This is a genomic window from Mesorhizobium sp. IMUNJ 23232, from assembly GCF_044326205.1.
In the GTDB taxonomy this organism is placed as follows: Bacteria; Pseudomonadota; Alphaproteobacteria; order Rhizobiales; family Rhizobiaceae; genus Kumtagia.
Map to the genome: position 1 here is coordinate 211,415 of NZ_JBIRCY010000001.1, position 22,539 is coordinate 233,953.

18 protein-coding genes and 2 pseudogenes are annotated in these 22,539 nt (G+C 63.9%); 3 read left to right on the forward strand and 17 right to left on the reverse strand.

Features of this window, described 5'->3' with window-relative positions; translation table 11 throughout:
- The first annotated feature begins 3 nt into the window (after window positions 1–3).
- Both ACH196_RS00985 and ACH196_RS00990 read left to right on the forward strand, forming a co-directional pair.
- A complete protein-coding gene (locus ACH196_RS00985) occupies window positions 4–921 on the forward strand; it encodes an acyl-CoA dehydrogenase family protein (RefSeq protein ID WP_396644434.1) in 918 nt (305 codons plus the stop codon).
- Window positions 922–946: 25 nt separating this feature from the next.
- Entirely contained in the window at window positions 947–1,750 is an 804-nt protein-coding gene (locus tag ACH196_RS00990) for an enoyl-CoA hydratase/isomerase family protein (RefSeq protein ID WP_396644132.1), read from the forward strand.
- A 417-nt stretch (window positions 1,751–2,167) separates the two neighbouring features.
- Here the strand turns inward: ACH196_RS00990 and ACH196_RS00995 are convergent, their stop codons facing one another.
- The 6 genes from ACH196_RS00995 to ACH196_RS01020 form a co-directional block, all read right to left on the reverse strand.
- On the reverse strand, window positions 2,168–2,980 hold the full coding sequence (locus tag ACH196_RS00995) for an ABC transporter permease (protein WP_396644134.1): 813 nt from the start codon (window positions 2,978–2,980) through the stop codon (window positions 2,168–2,170).
- Entirely contained in the window at window positions 2,977–3,861 is an 885-nt protein-coding gene (locus ACH196_RS01000; protein WP_396644136.1) for an ABC transporter permease, read from the reverse strand. Before ACH196_RS01000 ends, ACH196_RS00995 begins: the two co-directional genes overlap by 4 nt.
- Entirely contained in the window at window positions 3,858–4,961 is a 1,104-nt protein-coding gene (locus tag ACH196_RS01005; RefSeq protein WP_396644138.1) for an ABC transporter ATP-binding protein, read from the reverse strand. Before ACH196_RS01005 ends, ACH196_RS01000 begins: the two co-directional genes overlap by 4 nt.
- A 108-nt stretch (window positions 4,962–5,069) precedes the next feature.
- Window positions 5,070–6,206: an extracellular solute-binding protein gene (locus ACH196_RS01010; RefSeq protein WP_396644140.1), complete on the reverse strand. Its 1,137-nt coding sequence runs from the start codon at window positions 6,204–6,206 to the stop codon at window positions 5,070–5,072.
- A 283-nt stretch (window positions 6,207–6,489) separates the two neighbouring features.
- Window positions 6,490–7,980: an aldehyde dehydrogenase family protein gene (locus ACH196_RS01015; RefSeq protein ID WP_396644141.1), complete on the reverse strand. Its 1,491-nt coding sequence runs from the start codon at window positions 7,978–7,980 to the stop codon at window positions 6,490–6,492.
- A complete protein-coding gene (locus ACH196_RS01020) occupies window positions 7,977–9,080 on the reverse strand; it encodes a mandelate racemase/muconate lactonizing enzyme family protein (protein ID WP_396644143.1) in 1,104 nt (367 codons plus the stop codon). The genes ACH196_RS01015 and ACH196_RS01020 overlap by 4 nt, the downstream gene beginning before the upstream one ends.
- Window positions 9,081–9,233: 153 nt before the next feature.
- Between ACH196_RS01020 and ACH196_RS01025 the strand changes: the two genes are divergently transcribed.
- Complete coding sequence (locus ACH196_RS01025) at window positions 9,234–10,697, forward strand: PLP-dependent aminotransferase family protein (protein ID WP_396644145.1); 1,464 nt, start codon at window positions 9,234–9,236, stop codon at window positions 10,695–10,697.
- A 14-nt stretch (window positions 10,698–10,711) separates the two neighbouring features.
- Here the strand turns inward: ACH196_RS01025 and ACH196_RS01030 are convergent, their stop codons facing one another.
- From ACH196_RS01030 to ftsH, 11 genes and pseudogenes are all read right to left on the reverse strand, one after another.
- On the reverse strand, window positions 10,712–12,328 hold the full coding sequence (locus ACH196_RS01030; protein WP_396644147.1) for a GMC family oxidoreductase: 1,617 nt from the start codon (window positions 12,326–12,328) through the stop codon (window positions 10,712–10,714).
- A 188-nt stretch (window positions 12,329–12,516) separates the two neighbouring features.
- Complete coding sequence (locus tag ACH196_RS01035) at window positions 12,517–13,329, reverse strand: IclR family transcriptional regulator (RefSeq protein ID WP_396644149.1); 813 nt, start codon at window positions 13,327–13,329, stop codon at window positions 12,517–12,519.
- Window positions 13,330–13,390: 61 nt separating this feature from the next.
- On the reverse strand, window positions 13,391–14,095 hold the full coding sequence (locus tag ACH196_RS01040; RefSeq protein WP_396644151.1) for an ABC transporter ATP-binding protein: 705 nt from the start codon (window positions 14,093–14,095) through the stop codon (window positions 13,391–13,393).
- A complete protein-coding gene (locus ACH196_RS01045) occupies window positions 14,088–14,852 on the reverse strand; it encodes an ABC transporter ATP-binding protein (protein WP_396644153.1) in 765 nt (254 codons plus the stop codon). The genes ACH196_RS01040 and ACH196_RS01045 overlap by 8 nt, the downstream gene beginning before the upstream one ends.
- A complete protein-coding gene (locus tag ACH196_RS01050; RefSeq protein WP_396644155.1) occupies window positions 14,849–15,280 on the reverse strand; it encodes a branched-chain amino acid ABC transporter permease in 432 nt (143 codons plus the stop codon). The genes ACH196_RS01045 and ACH196_RS01050 overlap by 4 nt, the downstream gene beginning before the upstream one ends.
- Before the next feature lie 65 nt (window positions 15,281–15,345).
- Window positions 15,346–15,837, reverse strand: a pseudogene (locus tag ACH196_RS01055) (branched-chain amino acid ABC transporter permease); the annotation flags it as partial.
- Entirely contained in the window at window positions 15,837–16,709 is an 873-nt protein-coding gene (locus tag ACH196_RS01060) for a branched-chain amino acid ABC transporter permease (protein ID WP_396644157.1), read from the reverse strand. The pseudogene ACH196_RS01055 and the gene ACH196_RS01060, both read right to left, overlap by 1 nt.
- The gene (locus tag ACH196_RS01065; protein WP_396644436.1) at window positions 16,706–17,038 is read right to left on the reverse strand and encodes a hypothetical protein; all 333 of its coding nucleotides are present in this window, start codon (window positions 17,036–17,038) and stop codon (window positions 16,706–16,708) included. The genes ACH196_RS01060 and ACH196_RS01065 overlap by 4 nt, the downstream gene beginning before the upstream one ends.
- Before the next feature lie 135 nt (window positions 17,039–17,173).
- Window positions 17,174–18,268: pseudogene (locus ACH196_RS01070) on the reverse strand (AMP-binding protein); the annotation flags it as partial.
- 161 nt (window positions 18,269–18,429) lie between these two features.
- Entirely contained in the window at window positions 18,430–19,674 is a 1,245-nt protein-coding gene (locus ACH196_RS01075) for an ABC transporter substrate-binding protein (RefSeq protein WP_396644159.1), read from the reverse strand.
- Between the two features lie 906 nt (window positions 19,675–20,580).
- The gene (ftsH, locus tag ACH196_RS01080; RefSeq protein WP_396644161.1) at window positions 20,581–22,524 is read right to left on the reverse strand and encodes an ATP-dependent zinc metalloprotease FtsH; all 1,944 of its coding nucleotides are present in this window, start codon (window positions 22,522–22,524) and stop codon (window positions 20,581–20,583) included.
- Between the last annotated feature and the right edge of the window lie 15 nt (window positions 22,525–22,539).

Consider the following 22,539-nt stretch of genomic DNA (forward strand, 5'->3'; position numbering starts at 1 on the left):
AACATGCAGCCTACGGCCGAACAGGCCGCCTTCGTCGAAGCGCTCGAAAAACTGCTGTCGCAGATTCCGCAACCGTCGACCGACGGGCAGAGGTCTTTCTTCTCCGAAGCCGCCGATTCGGCTCTGGAGGCAGGCGGAATGCTGGATGCCGCGGGCTTCGAGGAATACGGGCCGCTCGCTGCCGCCCTGCTGGTCGATAAGGTCGCACGGCTGCCCATCGTCGTGGAAGCTGCCACGTCATCCTTGATACGCCCGCTTGTATGTCCGGACTGGCCGCGCCCGATCGCGGTCATCGTCGGCGACATGGCCGGCGCCGCGCGATTCCTCTGCCAGGCCCGCTCCGTCATCTTCCTGACCGGTGGGCAGGCACGCATTGCGCGCATCGACGCTGGAGACAGCCTCGACGTGTCGGGCTTCTTCACCTATCCGGTCGGGCGGCTGGCAAACCCGGACGCTTGTTTCGCGCGCTCCGAACCCTTGGGCGATCGGGGTGAGTGCATGCGTCTCCTGCGCATCGCGGTGGCTGCGGAGATCAACGGCTGCCTGCAAGGCGCCCTCGACGAAGTCACCGGATATGTAAAGATCAGAAAGCAATTCGGCAGGCCCCTCGGCTCGTTCCAGGCGCTCCAGCACCGGCTGGCATCGGCCGCCAGCTCGGTCGCCGCCGCTCGCCTGCTGACATTCAGGGCGGCCGCAAGGGGAGACGAGGCCGAGGCGGTAGCGGCCCTCGGCTACGCCCAGGATTGTGCGACCCGCATCGTTTACGACCTGCACCAGTTCATGGGCGCGATGGGGCTGACGCTCGAACATCCGCTCTACCGCTGGACCTATCGCGTCAAGCTCCTCCTGTCCGACCTGGGTGGGGCCTACGAACAGCTCGGCCGGCTTTCCGGGATGACCTGGGGCGAGACGGCTCCCTGAAGCGTCGCAGTCAAGGGATGGATGCATGAACGCGGGCTGGCAAGGCCGTTATGAAACGCTCCGCTTCGAACGGCGCGGCCGGGTGCTGACGATCGTCTTCAACGATCCGGACCGCCTGAACGCGGTCGGCAGCCGCATGCACCACGAGCTGGGCCGTGTCTTCCTGGACGCCGCCGACGATTCCGAAAGCGACATCATCGTGCTGACCGGCGCGGGCAGGGCATTTTCGGCGGGCGGCGACGCCGACCGCATCCAGGAAATCGCGGCGCGCCCGATATCGTTTCTCGACGACGTTGCCTCAGCGAAACGGATCGTATTCTCACTGCTCGACCTCGAGAAACCGGTCATCGCCAAGGTCAACGGGCCGGCGGTCGGCCTCGGCGCCACGATCGCGCTGTTCTGCGACGTGACGTTCATGGCCGATACGGCGAGGATCGGCGACCCGCATGTATCGGTCGGCCTAGTTGCCGGTGACGGCGGCGCCGTGATCTGGCCGCAACTCGTCGGATTTTCCAAGGCTAAAGAAATCCTGATGGCGGGCGAACTGCTCGATGCGACCAAGGCCGTGTCGCTCGGCCTCGTCAACCACGCGGTCCCGGCGGCCAAGCTCGACCGGACGGTCGATGCCTATTGCGACAGGCTGGCAGGCGGCGCGACCAACGCGGTCCGCTGGACCAAGGTCGCAATAAACCTCGAACTCAAGCGGATCGCGCATGCGATCATGGACGCCAGCATCGCCTACGAGGCGCTGTCCGCCCACTCGGCGCATCACGCGGAGGCAGCATCCGCCTTCCTGCGGAAACGCAGACGCAAGTCCGGCGACAAATAGAAAGTCCGTCGACCATCCCCGTCCTTCGGCAAAGATCTGGTGGAGGCGCGAGAATGTTCAGGCATGAAAGCAAGGCCGCGGTCGCCATGGGTCGACGGCGGTCACCAGATGGTCCGATCAGCGTTCTGCGGCGGCGCAGGAATCAAAAAGCCCGCTGCTGGGAGGAGGTAGCAGCGGGCTCGATTTGATTGCGGCGAGGGAGGAGGTTCGCCGCTTTCAGCGTCGGCATCGCATCTGGGAGGAGTAAGATGGCCGACAACGACGACTTTATTCGAGTCGCGAAATATTGCAACGCACAATTTCATGACGCGGCGCAAAATAAGGTGATATGCGTGATTCCGTCGCAGTTCACAGCCACCACAGCCCAATTCGCGATGGGCTTTCGAAGTCCGAATACCGGGTGTTGCGGGGCGGCGGCTACAGCGACGCCTGGAGCGCAACCTTCCGCTCGGACCGTCGCCTGGAAATCTCGTACCAGATGGCGCAGACGACCGTGACGCTGATCAGGATCAGCGCCAGCGCGTTGATCGTCGGCGTGATGCCACTGCGCACCTTCGAGAAAACGTAGACCGTCAGCGTGTCGTAGGTGCCGCGCGTGAACAGCGTCGTATTGAAGTTCTCGATCGACTGGAAGAAGGCGATGGCCGCGCCCGCGCCCATAGCGGGATAGAGATGCGGCAGCAGGATGCGGCGCAGCACCTGGGCGTGGCTGGCGCCGAGGTCGAGGGCCGCCTCTTCCAGGGCGCGGTCGAAGCTCTGCAGCCGGGCGAGCACAAGCAGCATGACGAACGCCGCGATGTAGGAGACCTGGCCGAGTGCAGACAGATGCAAGCCGGCGGGAACGGAAAACCGGTTCCAGAACAGCAGCGTCGAGATGCCGATGACGGCGCCCGGCGTCAGGATCGGCGCAACCATCAGCGCATAAAGGACGGAGCGGGACGAACCCGTCATGCTGTTGATCAGGATCGCTGCCGCCGTGCCGATCGGGACCGACAACACGACCACGGCAATTGCGACGAAGATCGTGTTGCCGAAGGCGACCCACATCCGGCTGTCGTTCCACAGTTCCACGAACCAGCGATCGGTAAAACCGACCCATGGATAAACCGACGGAAAGCGCGAATCGTTAAACGCCGCACCCCCCATGACGATGAGCGGCAAAAGCATGTAGGCAAGGAACAGCGCCATATAGAGGTGGAATATCCAGTCGGAGCGGCGCGCCTGGCTCATTTGGCGATGTCCGACAGCTTGACCCGGAACAGCCGCATCACCAGTGACACGAACACGGTGCAGAGCAGGAGCAGCAGGAAGGCGTAGGCCGATCCGGTGTTCCAGTCCTGCGATTCGAACATCCACTGCTGGATGATTTCGGTGAACCACCGCGAATTTGTCGAGGCCAGCAGCGTCGGCACCAGGATCGATCCGGCCGACAGCATGAACACCATCACCGCGCCCGACGCGATGCCGGGCTTGGCGTGCGGCAGGATGACCCGCCAATGCGTCCGCCACCATGGCGAACCGAGATCTTCGGCCGCCTCGATCTGGTTGGTGTCGAGCGACTGGATCGCATTGTAGATCGGGAAAAGCATGAACAGCACATAAGTGTAGACAAGGCCGATGATCACGCTTCGGAAGCCCGTCATCCAGCGGATCGGCTGGTCGATGATGCCGAGGCCGGTCAGGGCGAAGTTGAGCGGCCCCTTCAGCGCCAGGATGATGAACCAGGCGAACGACCGCAGCACTTCGCTGACCCACAGCGGGATCAGCAGCAGCAGGAACAGGGTCGGCAAGATGTTGCCGCGCGCCACCTTCGCCAGATAGTAGGCCAGCGGATAGGCAAGCACGAAGCACAGGAAGGTGACGACGCTGCTGTAGACGATCGTCCAGATGAAAACCTGGATGTGGATCGGGCTTCGGAAGAACGTCAGATAGTTGTTGAGGCTGTAGACATCCTTGGGTCCGCCCATGTCCGCCATCGGCAGATAGGGCCGGAACGAGTTCTCGAAGAGATAAAGGTCCGGCAGGATCACCAGCGCCAGCAGCCAGAACGCGGTGACCGCGGCGAAGATGACCGTCAGCGCGACCCCATAGCGGCGCAACAGGTCGTTCATGCGCGCGCGCCGGCGACCGGCGGCGTTTCATCCGCCAGGATGACGGCGCGCTCCGGATCGAACACCAGATGCAGTTTCTCACCGAGCGCCGGGACGGCAGACGACCCGTCGTTACGCGCCTCAGCAACAAGGACGCGTCCGCCCTGGTCTCGCGCCTGAATGCTTATGAAATTGCCCTCGAAGGCGACATCCGAAATTTCCACCGGAATGGCGTTCTCGCCATTGGTCGGCTTGCCGACCAGCCGCGCATGTTCCGGCCGCACATAGAGTTTTGATGTCGAGGCCGTTTTGGCATTCGGCCCGACCGTCGCCTTGAAGGTGCCGGCGCTGGTCTCGAACTCCGCCGCGCTGCCGGACATGTGGCCGATCCTGCCGGAGAAGATGTTGTTCTCGCCGACGAAGGACGCCACGAAACCGTTCACCGGGTTGTTGTAGATGTCCTGCGGCACGGCGACCTGCTGCAGCCGGCCATGCGACATGACCCCCACGCGATCCGACATCGCAAGCGCTTCGCCCTGATCGTGGGTGATGTAGATGAAGGTGACGTTGGTTCGCTTCTGGATCGCCCGCAGCTCGGCGCGCATGTGCTGGCGTAGCTTTAGGTCGAGCGCCGACAAAGGCTCGTCAAGCAGCATGACCTTGGGCTCGACGGCGAGTGCACGCGCGATCGCGACGCGCTGCTTCTGCCCGCCCGACAACTGGCTGACGGCCTTGTCGGCGGCGCCCGGCAGGTCGACGAGGCGCAGCAGTTCCTCGGCCTTGTCGCGGCGCCGCTTCTTGTCGATGCCGCGCACTTCCAGGCCGAAGGCGATGTTTTCCCAGACCGGCATCAGCGGGAACAGGGCAAGGTTCTGGAAGATCAGCGCCGTCGGCCGCTGATTGGGGCGGATGCCCCGCATATCCTGGCCGCCGATGGTAATCGCGCCTTCAGTTGGAGAAATGAAGCCGGAGATCATCCTGAGAATGGTGGTCTTGCCGCAGCCGGACGGCCCGAGAAACGAGAAAAACTCACCGGCCCTGATATGGACGGTAACGCGATCGACGGCCCGGAAGGTTCCGAAGTCCGCGCATACGCTATCAAGATCAACACCGGCGCTCATGCAGGTTCAGTCTGCACCAATTGTCATGATTTACGCTAGTCCAGATTGCCGCGATGCAACAAAAAACCGCCGGATTCGCTGGAACCCGGCGGTCGTGCCCGCGCCGTCTCAGGCGGCGATGAATTTGTCGGCGTATTCGCCGCGCAGCTTGATGAACCAGGCCTGCTGTTCCGGCCACCACCAGAGCTTCTGCGTCGCGTCGCCCGGCAGGGCCGAATTGTAGAATTCCTTGACCTCGGCGCTGGCGAGATCGATCGCGCCCTTGGCAACCGGGTTGGCCGAGAAGGCCTTCGCCCAGGCCGCCGAGCCTTCCGGCGTCGCGACCCATTTGGCGAACTCATGCGCCTGCTCGACGTTCTTGGCGTTCGCCATCAGCGCAAAGCCCTGGTTCCAGGCGAAGGCGCCTTCCTTCGGCGCAATGTAGCCGAAGCCGTCGGCGCGCAGATTGTAGCCGGTGGAATCCCAGTTCAGGCCGATAACGGCGCCGTTGGTCCGATAGGCGGCCTGGGCTTCGTTCTCGCCCTTCCAGAACTGAGCGACGTTCGCCTTGTGCTTGACGGCCTCGGCGAGCGCGATGTCCCACAGTTCCTTCATCGTGGCCTCGTCCTTGTAGCTGTCGAGCCACGGCTTCGGCAGTTTGCCTTCCGCGTCCAGCCAGCGGCCCATGGCGGCCAAGCCGGAGTGGGCGCGAATGCAGACCTTGCCCTCGAATTTCGGATCGAACAGGTCGCCGAGGCTGGCCTTGCCGTATTCGGTCGGGGCGTCGGCCTTGGAATAGACGATCGCCTCGGTGCCCCACACGGAGAGCACGATCATGCGCTTGCCGTCCACAGTCGCCATCTCGCCCATCGCGCCGTCGGCCAGGCCGGGCAGATAATTGTCGAGCGAAAGCTTGCTGGTATCCCAGCCCTGCACCAGGCCGTTGGAAGCCCAGCCGCCGATGCGGTCGACGGTCGGCTCGCAAACGTCGATAGCGCCGGTCTGCAGCGACAGCTTGGCCTGGGCGAACATCGCGTCCTGGTCGGGCTGCTCGTTGAAGTTGACCTTGATGCCCGTCGCCTTCTCGAAGGCCGGGAAAACCGTCGCGGCCAGTTCCGGATAACCGGCCCAGCCCATGAAGTTCAGTTCGCCGGACGCTGCCAGCGCCTTGCTCGATATGATGGCGGGAGCCGCCAATATGCCTACACCGGCAGCCGTCCCTTGCAGAAAGGTACGACGGCTGACGGATTTGATGAACCTGTTCACGATTGCATCTCCCATTCAGTTCCCAAAGACAAAGTGTTTGCTTTCATTCGCCGGCTTTTCGAGAAGCGTATTCCCCAGGCGTTGTTCTTATGACGGCTACAGGTAACGTTGCCGTGACGCTCTCGGCAGGCCAGCGAAGCTTGCTATCTGATATCATCAGGTCCGCCGTTGTCCAGAGACACTACCATTCTCGATAAACTGACAGGCCACTCCCGAGACTCCTCAATTCTGCACCGCCGTTTTAGCTCCTCGGCAAGTGCCTCTCCTTGCAGTAGGCTAGCGATCATATCCGGATGGTGACCGACTTGGTCTTGCAGTAGCTGGCAACCGCGACGAGGCCCTTCTCCCGGCCTATGCCGGATTTGCGGTTGCCCCCGAACGGCGTCTCGATGCCGCCGGCGAAATATTCGTTGACGTAGACCTGGCCGGCATCGACGTCACGCGCGAAGCGGTGCGCCTTCGAGAGGTCGCGGGTGAAGATGCCGGCGACCAGCGCATAGCGGGTGCAGTTGGCGGCGGCGACGGCTTCGTCGAAATCGTCGACCACCTGAACGGCGAGCACCGGGCCGAAAATCTCTTCCTGCACGACAGGGTCGTCCCAGGCGAGGTTGTCAACGATCGTCGGCTCGAAGAACCAGCCTTTTCCGGTCGCGGGATCGAGCGTCGGGTTGCCACCGGTCGGAATGGCGAGGCCACGGCTCCTGGCATCGTCGAGATAGGCGGAAATCTTCGCCAGATGCTCTGCCGAATTGATCGCGCCGAAATTGACGCTTTCCGACAGGCCGTGCCCCATGCGCAGGTCCCGGGCGCGCTGCACCAGGCGCTCGATGAACTTCGTATGGATGGCGCGCTCGATCACCAGCCGCGACCCGGCAGAGCATATCTGGCCGGCATTCTCGAAGATCGCGCCGACGACATTGTCCAGCGCAAGCTCGATATCGCAGTCGGCGAGCACGACGTTGGGCGACTTGCCGCCGAGCTCCAGCGTGACCGAAGCGATATTGCGGGCGGCGGCCTGCATGACGTTGATGCCGGTCGCAGTCGAGCCGGTGAAAGTGATGTGGCTGATATCAGGGTGGGCAGTGAGCGGCGAGCCGACCGCGGCGCCCGTGCCGGTCACGACATTGCAGACACCGTTCGGCAAGCCGGCCGTGTGCAACAGTTCCGCCAGCATCAGCGCCGTCATTGGCGTCTGCTCGGCGGGTTTCACAACGGCCGTGCAACCGGCCGCAAGCGCCGGCGCTACGCTGCGGGCCGTGGTCGAAAGCGGATAGTTCCAGGGGATGATGTGCGCGGTCACGCCGACCGGCTCGTTGATCGAGAACGAGGCATAGTCTTCGCCGAGCGGAAAGCTCCTGCCCTCGTTCTTGTCCGCCGCGCCCGCGTAGTAGTCGAAGCACCGGGCCGCTCCGGCGACATCGCCCCGCGCTTCCGAAATCGTCTTCCCGCTGTCCAGCACCTCGGTGATGGCCAGCCGCTCCGCATGCTCGCGGATCAAGCCGGCGGCTTGCGACAGGATTCGGCTGCGCTCTCGCGGGAGGACCTTTTTCCACGCCCCTTCGCCGGCGCGCCTGGCGGAAGCGACGGCTATCGCCGTGTCCTCAGCATCGCCCGCCGCAAATGTCGCGTGAGGGCTTGCCCGGCCGGGGTCGAAACTCTCCATCATGCCGCCGCCGGCAGAAGGCCGCCATGCCCCGTCGATGAAATGCTTGTCCGGCAGACCCGGCAGCACGCCGGTTCGCTTGACCTGATGCAGCAAGCTTTCATCGCTCATGCGCGTTCGCTCATCTGGTAGCGTGATTTTGCCAGCCATTCCGGATCGACCTCGACGCCCCAGCCCGGCTCGTCCGAAACCAAAACCTGCCCTTCCCTGACATCATAAGGGGATTTGACGAACAGCCCCTCCTGCCAGGGATAATAGTCCTCCCCTTCGATCGAGAATTCCAGATATTTGCCGGCGCCCTCGATGGCCCGAAGCAGATGCATCGTGAAGAGCGTGACCAGCCCGAGATTGGCGCTGTGCGGCGTAATCGGCAGGCCGGCGGCCTGCGCCATCCGGCAGACGCGCAGCGTGCGGCTGATCCCGCCGAGATAAAGGATGTCGGGCTGCACGATGTCGACGGCGCGCATGTCGATCATGTGGCGCCAGGTCGGGATCTCGCAGTCCTGCTCGCCGCCGGTGACCGCAATGTCTAGCGCGTCAGTCACTTCCCTAGTCTGTTCAAGCTCCCAATAGAGACACGGCTCCTCGAAATGCTCGACGCCGTTGTCCTCCAGCATCCGGCCGACCTCGATCGCCCGCTTCGGCGAAAATCCGCTGTTCGCGTCGACCAGCAGCGCTACCCCGTCGCCGAGCGCCTTACGGATCGTCGGGATAATCTCCTCCGTCCGCCCCCGCCACTCATCCACGTCATGACCATATTCGGCGGCGACCCTGAACTTGAAGGCGTCGAAGCCAAACTCGCCCTGCAGGCGTCTGAACCGCTCGGCCTCCGCGTTGGGTGTAATGTCGCGCTTCATCGAGGAGGCGTAGGCGCGCAGCGGACCCGGCGTCCCGCCGAGCAAGCTGGCCACCGGCAATCCGGCCTCCTTGCCGCGAAAATCCCAGATGGCGGTGTCGAGGCCGCCGAGCGCCCGCTTCATGTAGGAACCGGGAAACTTGTGCTCGCGCTCGATCACCTTGTCGGTCAGCGCGTCGATGTCGTCGAACTCCACTCCAAGCACCCAGGGGGCCACCTGCCTGTGCAGGACGGTGGAGGTGATGTCGGAATTGTAGGTCGAAACCTGCCCGAGGCCAGTGGCACCGGTACTCGTGGTAATGCGGACGAAACCGACGAATTGGGTCGAAAACGTCTCAACGCGATCGATGCGCATCTGGACCTCGCAATATGAGCCGACAACCAGGGCTCTATCGTCGCGGCGTCGGGCGCGTGTAAGGTCCATTTTCGAAAATCGCGCGGGCCGATCGCCCGTGCTGGCACTGGTTGGCGGAACAGGCGGGCAGGTTTGAAGCGATCAGGAGGCGAATTGCTGTTTGCGATCGAAATCGATCGCAGCTCCGGCAAGTCGATAACCGCGCAGGTCTACAAGGCCGTCAAGCAGATCATCGTCTCGGGCAATCTCGCTGTCGGCAAGCGGCTGCCGTCGAGCCGCACGCTGGCCGACGAACTTGACATCTCGCGCACCACCGCCATCGCCGTGTTCGAGCGCCTCGCCTCGGAGGGCCTGATCGTCTCGCGCACCGGATCCGGCTCGTTCGTCTCGGCCGCCGCCGAGGCACAGAGGCCGCGCGCCCGGCTGGTGGTGGAAAACGAGCGGCCGGCGACCACAAAACTTGCCGATCTCATCGAGCAGGCGTCACCGAAATTCTTCCAGCGCCTTGCCCATCCGCAGAAGCTGCGCGCCTTCATCACTGGCCTGCCGGATTACGATGCGTTTCCGCTCGCCGTCTGGTCGCGGCTCACGGCCAAGCATTGGCGGCAGCCGCGCGACACGATTTTGGGCTATTCGGACCCGAACGGCCTTACCTCGCTTCGCCAGGCGATCGCTGAGCATTTGCGCGCCAGCCGCGGCATCGCCTGCGATGCCGAGCAGATATTCATCGTCAACGGCGCGCAGCAGGCTTTTGACCTGATCGGACGCGTGCTTCTCAATCCGGGCGACCCGGTGTGGTTCGAGAATCCCGGCGCGATCGGCGCGCGCAACTCCTTTATCGCCTGCGGGGCAAGCATGGTGCCGGTGCCGGTCGACGCCGAAGGCCTTTCAGTCGAAGCAGGGCTCAGGCTTTCGCCAAGATTCCGGCTGGCCTTCGTGACCCCGGCGCACCAGCATCCGACCGGCGTCGAGATGAGCCTGCGGCGGCGGGCGCAATTGCTCGGCGCCGCGAACGAGCAGGACGCCTGGATCATCGAGGACGACTATGACGGCGAGTTCCGTTATGACGGCCGCCCGCTGCCGACCTTGAAAAGCGCCGACCACGCCGAGCGCGTCATCTATGTCGGCACTTTTTCGAAGTCGATGTTCCCGTCGCTGAGGCTAGGCTTCTATATCGCCCCCAAACCGCTTGTCCCGGTTTTCCAGCGCGTATCCGGCGCCTTCCTGCAAGGCGTGCCGGCCAGCATCCAGGCGGTGCTTGCCGCCTTCATCAACGAGGGGCATTTCGCCACGCATCTCCGCCGCATGCGCGAAATCTACCGCCAACGGCACGAGGCATTCCGGGACGCGGCGGAAAAGCGGCTCGGCGGTTTGCTGGATTTTTCGCCATCGACGGCGGGCTTTCACGTCGTCGGCAAGTTTGTCCAGCCGCACCATCGGGAGGAAGAGGTGCAGGAGGCCGCCGCCGCGGCCGGTCTGATCGTGTCACCGATCAGCCGCTTCTGCATCGATCCGGTCGCCACGAAAGGGCTGGTCCTCGGCATCAGCGCAATCGACCAGCGTGCGATCCGCAAAGGCGTTGAGATATTGGCTTCCGTGCTGGAGAAGCCCGCATAAAACATGCCGGGCCGTCAGCGATTGTCCTCGAGGATCATCGCCGCCCCCTTCTCCGCCACCATGAATGTCGGCGCGTTGGTGTTTCCCGATGTGACGTTCGGAAAGATCGAGGCATCGATGACACGCAGCCCGTCGATGCCATGCACGCGCAGCCGGGGATCGACAACGGCATCGCGGGCGTCCGGACCCATCCGGCACGTGCACGAGGCGTGAAAGACGCTACCGGCGCGGGCCTTTATGTCGTCGGCAAGCTGATCATCCGTGACGGTGGCAGCACCGGGCAGCATCTCGTCCTCGATCAGCGGGCGCATTGCCGGCTGCCCGGCGATTTTCCGGATCAGGCGCACCCCATCGATCATCTCCCGCATATCGTCGGGGTGGGAGAAGTAGCACGGTTCGATCACCGGCGCCGCGAAGGGATCGGCGGAACCTGCCCGGATGAAGCCCCTGCTTTTCGGTCTGCATTGCGAAATGCCGATGAAAAACCCTGGAAAGGGGTCAGGTAGTGTCAGCCGGCGCGCGCCCGGCGTCGGCTTGCTGTAGCTGACCGGCGAAAAATAGAGCTGCATGTCGGCATGAGCGAGCCCCGGATCGCTGCGCACGAATCCGCCGGCCTGGTTGACGCTCAGCGAAAGCGGCCCGTCGCGAAACAAGAGGTAGCGCAGCCCGAGTTTCGCCCGACCGAACCAGCCGCGCAGTTCGTGATTGAGCGTGGGCTTTCGGGAACGATAGAGATAATCGATCCCGAGATGGTCCTGCATGTGCCGGCCGACCGCCGGGAGATCGTGGACGACCGGCAGCCCTAAGCCTTGCAGCAGGCTGCCGGGGCCGACGCCGGAATACTGCAACAGCAGCGGCGAGTTCACCGCGCCCCCCGAAACGATCACCTCGCGGTTTGCGCGGAAGCTGAATTTCCCGCCGGCTCTTTGAACTTCGACACCGATGGCGCGCCCTTGCTCGAAAAGGACCCGCGTGGCGAATGCGCCGGTCAGGACCGTCAGGTTCTTGCGCCGCATCGCGGGGCGCAGGAAGACCGTGGCCGCCGAAGCCCGCATGCCATTCTTCGTCGTGATCTGGTAGATCGCGGCGCCTTCCTGCCGGCCGCCATTGTAGTCCGCGGTTCGCGGGTAACCGGCCTGCCCGGCGGCATCCAGAAAGCTTTCACACAGCGGATGCGCCCGCCCCGCCATGTCGACGACATGCAGGGGTCCATCCCTGCCGCGTTCGTCCGACTGCTCGCCCTCGAAGGTCTCGAAGGATTTGAAATGGGGAAGGACGTCGTCAAAACCCCAGCCGGGATTGCCGGCAGCCTTCCAGTCGTCGAAGTCATGGCGCTGGCCGCGCACAAAGATCATCGCGTTGATCGAACTCGATCCGCCCAGCACCTTTCCGCGCGGCCAATAGCTCGTACGGCCGTTGAGCGCCTCCTGCGGCCCGGTGGAGTACATCCAGTTGACGCGTGGATTGTAGAAACTGTGGCCGTAGCCGATCGGCATGCGGATCATGAAGCGGCGATCAGAGCCGCCCGCTTCGAGAAGCAGGACGGTGAATTTCCCAGACCTGCTCAGGCGATCCGCCAGCAGGCAACCCGCCGTGCCGGCACCAACGATCACAAAGTCGAAACTTTCCATGCAAGACGTCGTATGACCACGCAATCTGCTTGACATAGAGCGTCGGCTACAGCGCGTGGCGAACCATTCCCGTCAAAACATCATGCCGCTTGGCCGGCTACGCCCGGCGTGCGACATCCGAAAGTCGGTGTCGCACCGGCCCTGCTGTTGATTATCTGGCAAATCCCTCCGACGCCTTCCGGGATCGTTCATCCGCCGCCCGGCACGGGCAATGCGGCAGCGGGCGCGGCAGGAGCGGGCTGCCTGTGTTCGCGCACCATCCTCACCAGCGTCTTTTTCCACGCGGCGATACGCTCGGGCGTTGCGATGGAACTGTGCGCGGCCAAGCTCAGCGCCAGCATGGCCGGCCCCTGCGCGGAAGCGACCGCGACACCGAGGCCGTAGACCTCGCGCACCACGGTTCCCTCGCTTTCCGCGAAGCCGAGCCGGCGCGCGTTGTCGACATTGCTTCTTATGCGCTCGAGGCTGAGCGCCGGATAGGTTTGAAGATGGGGTTCGATGGCCTTCAAGACCCTGTTCAGGTCGGGGTCGGCCGTGCTGGCGAGTAGGGCGGTGGCTCCGGCGCCGACCCCGAGCGGGCGTCGCTGGCCCAGCTCGACGGGGATGACACGAACGACGCCCGACCCCTCGGCCCTGTGCAGACAGACGCACTCGATGCCGCTGCGGCCCATCAGATAGGCGGTCGCCCCGGTTTCGCGCGCCAGATCGTCGACGACGCTGCGCCATGTCATCAGGTCGTGCTGCAGGTTGCTGGTCGCCAGGCCGAGTTCGAAGGTCAGGGAGCCTATGACGTGCCGCCGGGTGTTGCCGCTGGTCGCCACCAGCCCCTCGTCGGACAGGCATTTGAGAATGCGGTGCGTCGTCGATCGGGACAGGCCCATGGCTTGAGACACGTCGCGCAGGCTCACGCCCTCCCGCGACCCGCTGGCGATATAGCGCAGTATGTTCGCCGCGCGCCTGATCGCTTGCGTCCCGTCAGGTTTGGCTTCGTCGTCGAACATAAGTACCCACCTCAAGGCCGAGCATGGCTAACGCATCTCGCCAGGCACGACAATACAGGCTTCAGAAGGCGAGATGGCGCTGTATCTTCTCCAGGGACCGGTCGAATTCGGTCCAGTTGCCTTCGAATGCGATGCGGCCCGTATCGATCACCACCGCATGGTCGGTGCGTTGGCGCGAGAACCAGATGCTCTGTTCGGCGAGCAGCAGCGCTATGCCGTACTCCTCGCAGCAGGACACCACCTGCTCCGCCAGTTGCTCGACGATCGTCGGCGCCAGCCCCTCGGTGGGTTCGTCCAGCAACATCAGATAGGGCCGCGCGGCGACGCCTCGTGCCACAGCCAGCATCTGCTGCTGGCCGCCGCTCATCATCGAGCCGCGCCGGTCCCGCAACGGGCCGAGCAGGGGGAAACGCTCCAGCAGTCCGTCGACATCGACATTTTCGCGCCCGCGCGCCGCGCCATATTGTGCGATCTTCAGGTTTTCGTAGGTCGTCAGATGGCCGAAGATGCGCCGGTCCTCGGGGACGAGCGCCAGCCCGAGGCGCGCGCGTTCGTTCGGTGCCTGGCCGGTCAGTGCCTCGGACCGGAACGCCATGTGTCCCTCGACCCTCGGACCGGCATTCATGATGCTCTTGAGCAGCGTGGTCTTGCCGGCGCCGTTGCGCCCCATCACCGCGACGCGCCGGCCCTGGCCGACGGACAGGGTGATGTCGTGCAGAATCTGGCTCTGGCCGTAGAAGGCGTTCACATCCGACAGTTCAAGCATGTCCGGCCCCCTTGCCGAGATAGACGCGCTTGACCGCTTCGTCCTCGCGGACCGTCTGCGGATCGCCGACGCAGACGATCTGTCCGTAGTTCAGCACCATCACGCGGTCGGCGAGCCCGAAGACCACGCCCATGTCGTGCTCGGTGAGAACGATGGTCAGACCACGGCTCTTGAGGTCCTGAAGCAGCCGCGTCGTGCTGCGGCGGTCCTCCGCCGACATGCCGGCCGTCGGCTCGTCCAGCATCAGGATGCGCGGCCGGCCCGCAAGCATGGTGGCGAATTCCAGGCGCTTCTTGTCGCCATGCGACAGCAGCGAAGCCTCGTCGTCGAAGTTGCGGCCCAGTCCGACGCTTTCCAGCACCCCTATCGCTTCCCGCCGGGTCGCGGCGGAAGGCCGCCAGTCCCACCACGGACCGACAGGCTCTCCACGGGCCACCTTGCTGCTTTCGATCGCCAGGATGACATTGGTCAGGATCGACATCTCGCCGAAAACGCGCGCCACCTGGAAGGTCCTGCCGACCCCGCCCCGGGCGCGCTGATGGACGGGCTGCCGCGTCACGTCGTGACCATCCATCACCACGCTGCCGGTAAAATCCCGCGTTTCGCCGGTGAGCACCTTGAACAGCGTCGTCTTGCCCGCGCCGTTCGGCCCTATGATGGCGAAGGCTTCGCCGGCGTCGATGGACAGGTCGACGCCCTTGAGCACTTCAAGCTTGCCGTAGTTCTTGTAGATTTGCTTTGCGACGACCAGGCTCATGTCGCCGCTCCTTGCCTGGAATCCAGGCTATAGCGGCGGTAGGAACGGGACAAGGTCTGCACCAGTCCGTAGATGCCGGCCGGCGCCAGCAGGACGACGGCGAGAAGCGTTCCCCCGACGATCAGTTCGGACAGGCCCGGAAGCGTGCGGGTCATGTAGTTGATCAGCGCAAGCGCGAAGGCGCCGGTGACCGGACCCCAGAACGAGCCGGCGCCACCGAGCAGCGTCGCCAGCATCGGCTGGGCCGAAGTCAGCCACGACAGCGTATCGACCGACACGATCTGCGCCCACGGTGCAACGATCGCGCCGCACAGCGCCGCCACCGCGCCGGCCAGCGTGAAAGCGGCGATCCGCTGGCGCAGCACGTTGATACCGAGGAAAGCCGCGCGTTCGGCATCGATGGCGACCGCCAGCAGCGTGCGCCCCACGAGCCCGACACGAACCAAAGCAGGCCCGCCGTCGCCGCCGTGCAGACGATCAGGATGAAATAGTAGTATGCGTTGGGCGACGTCAGATCGACGGTGAAAGCCCCCATGTCGATCCGCGGCCGGGTCAGGCCGGAAAGCCCCTCGTCGCGCCCCAGCAGGTCGGAATAGCTGACGAACAGCAGGACCAGTTGCGACAGCGCCAGCGTCAGGATCGCAAGCTGGATGCCGTTGGTGCGGGGCAGGATGATCAGGCCGATAACGAAGGCGACGGCGCCGCCGAGAACGATCGAGATCACCAGCGATGCCAGGAAGGGGATCGGCACATGATGCGCGATGATCGCCGCCATCGTATAGGCGCCGATCCCGTAAAACATCGAATGCCCGAACGAAGCGATGCCGGAGTAGCGGAACAAAAGGTTCCACGACAGGGCGAAGACGGCCTGGGCCATCGTCAGGCCGATGAGGAACAGCAGCCCCTGGTTCGCGAACATCGGCGCTGCTACCAGGGCAACGATGCAGAGAAGGCCGAAGAGCAGACGCGGATCCGTCAGCTTCATCAGGCGCGCTCCGGGAAGAGACCCTGCGGCTTGAGCAGGATGACCAGGATCAGGACGACATAGGCGACAACTCCCGGCATCGACGGCAGCAGCACCGAATTGAAGCTTTCGAAGAGACCGAGGATGAGGGCGGCGAGGAAGGCGCCGCGTACGCTTCCCAGCCCGCCGATGATGACGGAATTGAAGGCGAGCAGCAGATAGGACTGCCCGAGGCTGAGCGACAGCGTCTGATTGGCGACGAGCAGCGCGCCCGCCAGGCCGACAAGCGCAAAGCTCGCGCCGGCGCTGATCAGCTTCAGGCGCTGGACCCGCAATCCGATCACGTCGGCCATCCAGGGATCGCGCGCCACCGCCTGCACCAGCTTGCCGAACCAGAGATGGTTTAGGCCCCATTCCAGAAGCACGAAGACGATGATGCCGCAGGCGATGATGAAGAACGAATAGTAGGTGACCGGTATGCCGATGTTGACGATCTGGTCGAGCACCGGCGGCGGGAAGACGGTGTAGAAATCCTGCCCGAAGATCAGCTTGGCCGCCCCTTCGGTCAGGAGCAGGATCGCGAATGTCGCTATCAGCGTATAGTCGTTCGCCACCCCGGCCAGCCGCCTGAGCACGACGCGGTCGACGATGAGCCCGATGATGCCGATGACGATTGCCGCGACCACGGCGGCGCCCAGATATTGCCAGACGAACCGCGGCTCGCGGCCCATCACTGCATGGGCGATATAGGCGCCGACCATGAAGAAGCTGCCATGCGCGAAATTGAAGACGCGCAGGATGCCGAAGACCAGCGTCAGCCCGGCCGCGACCAGAAAGACGGCCATGCCGAGGACAAGGCCGTTGAACGCGGCGAATGCCAGTTGCGTCGTCATCGCGCGGCGCCTCCCGGCCGCGGCGCTGTGATGGAAGATTTGCCGGCGAGCAGCTTCAGCTCGGATTTCTGCACCTTGCCGATCGAGTTGGTCGGCAGCCTTTCTAGGATATGCAGCTCTTCCGGCCATTTCTGCTTGGCAAGGCCGATCCTGCCGAGGAAGCCCTGCATATCCGCGAAGGTAAAACCGGCCCCGTCCTTGAGCTCGACGAAGGCAACCGCCCGTTCGCCTGTCCGCTCATTGGGAACGCCGACCACCGCCACCCGTTTCACCGCTTCGCATTCGAGCAATGCGTTCTCGGCCTCGAGCGGGCTGATGTTCTCGCCCATGCGGATGATCAGCTCCTTGCGCCGCCCCGTGATCTCCAGGAAGCGCCCGTCGACGACGCGCCCGATATCTCCGGTGCGGAAGAAGCCATCTTCGGTGAATTGCTCGCGCTCGTCGTCCGTCTCGAGATAGCCAACGAACGTGCTGCACGAGCGGGCGATGATGTCGCCCTCGGCGCCTTGCGGCAGATCTTTGCCATGCGTGTCGACGATCCGCACTTCCGCATCGATCTCGCCGTCCGTGGTCTGGCCATAGCCTCTGTCCTCGCGCGTCCGCACGCCGGGACAGATGATCGGCGATTCGGACGAGCCATAGGCGCGGGAGATGACCGCGTTGCGGAATCGGTCGGCGGCTTGCGCGATCAGCGCCGGCGGCACGCTGGCGCCGCCGCAGACAAAGCGGCGGAGCGAAGGCAGGGTCGTACCGGCAGCCTGCGCGCTGCCGACCAGGCCCTGAAGGAACGGCGTCGCCCCGGCGCAGAATGTCAGGCCTTCACCGTCGATCAGTTCGACCGCCACGGCCGGGTCCCACGATTCCAGCAGTCGGGCGGAGCAGCCGGTGAAGAAGGGAAGCTCGAAGGCATAGAGCGAGCCGCCGATATGGCCGACGGGAGAGGCGACCAGCAGCCGGTCGGCCTCGCCGAGCTCCCAGAAGGCGGCAGCCCTCAGAACTGTCGCATGCGCCGTGTAGTGGCTGTGCAGCACGCCTTTCGGCCTTCCCGTGGTGCCCGAGGTGAAGGTAATTGCCTTGACGCTGGCGGGATCGACCGCCGGCATGTCGACGATGGAAGGCTCCGCGAGAAGGTCTTCATAAGTTGTGCTGGCCTGCGAACCGCCGCGCACGGAATAGACGTCGATGGTCTGGCCGGTCTCTTTCAGCGCCCGTTGCAGCAGCGCCGCATAGTCGAAGCCGTTAAAGCTGGCCGGCTGGAACAGCATCTGGCAGCCGGTTTGCGACAGGATGAAGCCGAGTTCGCGCTCGCGGTACATCAGCAGCAGCGGCGTCAGCACATAGCCCTACAGCGCGCAGGCAAGGCTGATCACGCAGGCTTCCGTCCAGTTCGGCAACTGGAACGCGACCACGGAGCCCGGCCGAAGGCCGCGCCGGTAGAGCGCGCTGCCCAGCCTCATCGCCCTTTCCTGCAACTCGATGCGCGTCAGCCCTTCCTGGCTGTCGGAGACGATCAACCGGTCCGGTGCCTCCGCGACGCGCCGGCGCATGGCGTCGGCCATTGTTTCCCGTGTCCATTCGCCGGAGGCGAGATAATGCTCCACTCGATCAATTTCCGGCGGCAACACCCAGCCGGACTCCGTCTTCCTGCGCACGATCGGCTACCTCTGCGGGAACGGGAAGGGTGCGCAAATGCACGCCTTTCCCGTTCGAAGGATGGGCGCTAGTCGAACTTGATCGCTACGCCCGGCGTGGCCGGGCCGACCAAATCAGTGCCGTCCGCCTTGTAGAAGTCGGCCACCTTCCAACCCATCTCGCTGTCGTCCGGAGAGAGTTTTACATAGTTCACATCAGTGATCGCCTGATGGTCTTCGGCGCGGATCGTCAGCTTGCCCTTCACCGAATCGAAGCTCAGCCCCTCCAGCGCACCGATCAGCGCGGCGGTCGACAAATCGTTCGACTTGGCAGCCGCGGCCGCGACGGCGGCAATCGCTGTATAGCCCATGCCGACGAAGCCGTCGGGGAACTTGTCGCCGGTCTGCTCGACATATTGCTGGAGAACGTCTTTCGCCACCGGATTGTCCGGATAGGCGCCGAAATACCAGTGGTGGCCGCTCCAGTAGTTTTCCGGCAGGCGGCGACCCAGCGCCTTCGCCACCTGGAAATCGCTTCCGGAGGTAACGAACACCTTGGCTTGCGCGCCCAGGCCCAACTGCCCCGCCTGTTGCACGAAGCCGACCTCGTCGCCGCCGCCGACACCGACGAAAACCCCTTCCACGCCGGAGCTAAGCAGGGTCGATATGGCATTGCGGAAGTCGGTGGCGCCGAACTTGACGACGACCGGCTCGTCGATCGTCACCTCCGTCTTGTTGATCTCGCGATAGTATTTCGGCAGCCGTGCCTTAAACGTGGCGATGGTCGACCGGCCGATCTCGGCATCCGGGATGATCGCCCCCCATTTCGTCACTTGCGGATATCTTTCGGCCATGAGGCGGGCAACAGCCGAGATGCGCATGGCCGAATAATCGGTCAGCCGGAAATAGTTCTTGTGAAAATCCTGATGGGTCAGGTTGTTGCCGTGGGAAGCGGCATTTAGCAGGAAGCAGTTCATCTCTTCGGCAATGCCGCTGATGGCGAGCGCCACCGGGCTGGACAGCACGCCGGCAAAGATGTTGACGCCGTCTCCGGCCAGTTCGCGCACAGCCGCGACGGCCGTGTTGGGCGTCGACTGGTCATCGCGCGCGACGATCTCGATCTGCCGGCCCAGTATGCCGCCCTGGGCATTGAGCTTTTTGGCGGCGATCTCCATGCCCAGCAGTTGCGGCTTGCCGAGAATGCCCGCGGCACCCGACAGCGTCGTGATGCAGCCGATCCTAAGCGGTCCACTCTGGGCGATGGCAGGCATGCCGCGCAAGGCCGCCAGCGCGCCGATCGATCCGCCGAGCATGGTCCTCCGGTTGATTTTCATTGCTCCTCCCTTTCCCTGAAAGCATCACTGCTCGTATCGAGCATTCCACATCATGGCGACACGGATCAAGAGGCAAAGCGTGATTCGAAAGATTATCCCGTGAAGTTACTGACTTCTCCCATCACGAAGGAGAGAAAGATGTTCACCATATGGGATATCGACACGGCTGAGGGTTGCAAGTGGCAAGACTTCGCCCGGATCGAGTATCCGCGCGCCGCACGATGCTGTCGGCTCAAGGCGCAACCGGCGAGGAACCGGGCTGGAGTGGCACGGGAACGGGCACCGAGAGATTCGGGACACATTGAATCTGGAACGCGGGCAAGGCTGACGGTCCAGGTCCGGCATCGGCGGACCGTGTTCGGATGCCGATGATTGGAAGGATGTCAGCCGCAAGCACGCAGAGCACGTCCCGCAATCCCGGCAGCCGGTCAAACGGTTCGGCGTAGCAACCCCGGCCCTATTGTCCGGGCATCATCCGAGATGGCGACCGTTACAGGCAGGTCCTATTTCAGGGGCTGCAAGATTACGGCAGGTCTTTCCTGTGAGCGGGCATCGGAGATGATTATGGCGGCTATGCCTGCGCGCCTTCCGATCTCGTTGGCTACCCATTTGATCGACTCGGACGCCGAGCCAAAACACAATCAACGATAAGTTGCCTGCCACTGTCCGTTGGACAGGAAGATGGATGCGGATCGCCACATGCGTTTACGACCCGATGCGGGAAGAAGCGAAACTGCCTCGAAAGACCGGCCCCCCGACGGGTTGCATCTGGCGTGAAAAATCACCGTGCCACCGGCACGGCGAATTCGCTACGCGAACCGGTCCTGCCCTCCGCTACGGCTCCGGGCGTTCGTCGCTTCAATCGACAAATCGTTGTCGATTGATCGGCCTTCGGCCGACCGCTCCTCACCCCTGCGGCTGGGGTTCCATGCCGCCTTCGGATTCCTCGCCGCCCTTCTTGCGGCGGCCGCCGGTGGCGCCGGCCTTCGGCACGGCCGAGCCACGCGAAGGCGGCGTATCGTCGCCAAGGTCGCGCGACGGCTTCTGCCCGGCGATCAACTGCTTGATCTCGTCGCCGGACAGGGTCTCGTATTCGAGCAGACCCTCGGCGATCGCGATCCACGCCTTCTTCTGCTTGGTGATGACCTGCGTGGCAAAGGTATAGGCCTCGTCGATCAGCCTGCGCACTTCCGCATCGATGATCTGCGCGGTCTCTTCCGAAACGTTCTGCGTGCGCGCGACGGAGTGGCCGAGGAACACTTCTTCCTGGTTGTCGCCATAAGCAACCCGGCCGAGCTTGTCCGAAAAGCCCCATTGCGTGACCATCGAGCGGGCAAGTTTTGTCGCCTGGCTGATATCCGAGGACGCACCCGAGGTGATGTTCTCCTTGCCGAACTTTATCTCCTCGGCTACGCGTCCGCCCATCATGATGGCAAGCCGCGACACCATCCATTTGTAGCTGACCGAATAGCGGTCGCCTTCCGGCAACTGCATCACCATGCCCAGCGCCCGGCCGCGCGGAATGATGGTCGCCTTGTGCAGCGGATCGGCCGACGGCACGTTGAGCGCCAAGATCGCGTGGCCTGCCTCGTGATAGGCGGTCTTGGTCTTCTCTTCCTGCGTCATGGCCGAGGAGCGGCGCTCCGCGCCCATCATGATCTTGTCCTTGGCGTCTTCGAACTCCGCCATAGTGACCAGGCGCTTGTTGCGCCGCGCAGCCATCAGCGCCGCCTCGTTGACGAGGTTCATCAGATCGGCGCCGGAGAAGCCGGGCGTGCCGCGCGCCACGGTCTTGAGGTCGACATTCGGTGCCAGGGGAACGTTGCGGACGTGGACCTTGAGGATCTTCTCGCGGCCGATGATGTCAGGGTTCGGCACCACGACCTGGCGGTCGAAGCGGCCCGGACGCAGCAGCGCCGGGTCGAGCACGTCCGGACGGTTGGTGGCGGCGATCAGGATGATCGACTCGTTGGATTCGAAGCCGTCCATCTCGACCAGCAACTGGTTCAGCGTCTGCTCGCGCTCGTCATTGCCGCCGCCGAGGCCGGCGCCGCGATGGCGGCCGACCGCGTCGATTTCGTCGATGAATATGATGCAGGGCGCATTCTTCTTGGCCTGGTCGAACATATCGCGGACGCGGCTGGCGCCGACGCCGACGAACATCTCGACAAAGTCCGAACCGGAAATGGTGAAGAACGGCACGTTGGCCTCGCCGGCGACCGAGCGCGCGAGCAACGTTTTGCCGGTGCCGGGAGGGCCGACCAGCAACACGCCGCGCGGAATCTTGCCGCCCAGGCGCTGGAATTTTTGCGGATCGCGCAGAAACTCGACGATCTCCTCCAGATCCTGCTTGGCTTCGTCGACGCCGGCGACGTCCTGGAAGGTGACACGGCCATGCGCCTCGGTGAGCAGCTTTGCCTTCGACTTGCCAAAGCCCATGGCGCGGCCCGACCCGGACTGCATCTGGCGCATGAAGAAGATCCAGACGCCGAGGATGAGGATCATCGGCAGCCACGAGATCAGCATGCTGACAATGCCGCCCGAACCTTCGGTCTCGGGGCGGGCGGTTATGGTGACGCCCTTCTCCTCAAGCCGCGAAACCAGCGTCGGGTCGCCCGGCGAATAGGTCTGGAAACCGGCGGAATTGTCGGAATAGGAGCCGGTGATGCGGTCGCCGACGATGGTGACGGTCTTGATGCGGCCCGACGAGAGATCTTTCAGGAAATCCGAATAGGCCACTTCGGAAGTAGCCCCGCGCGCTGCCGGCCCGGTCTGGAAGAGATTGAACAGCGCGATAAGCAGTACGGCGATGATCGCCCACAGCGCGAGGTTGCGATAATTCGGATTCATCAAGCGTCCCGTTCA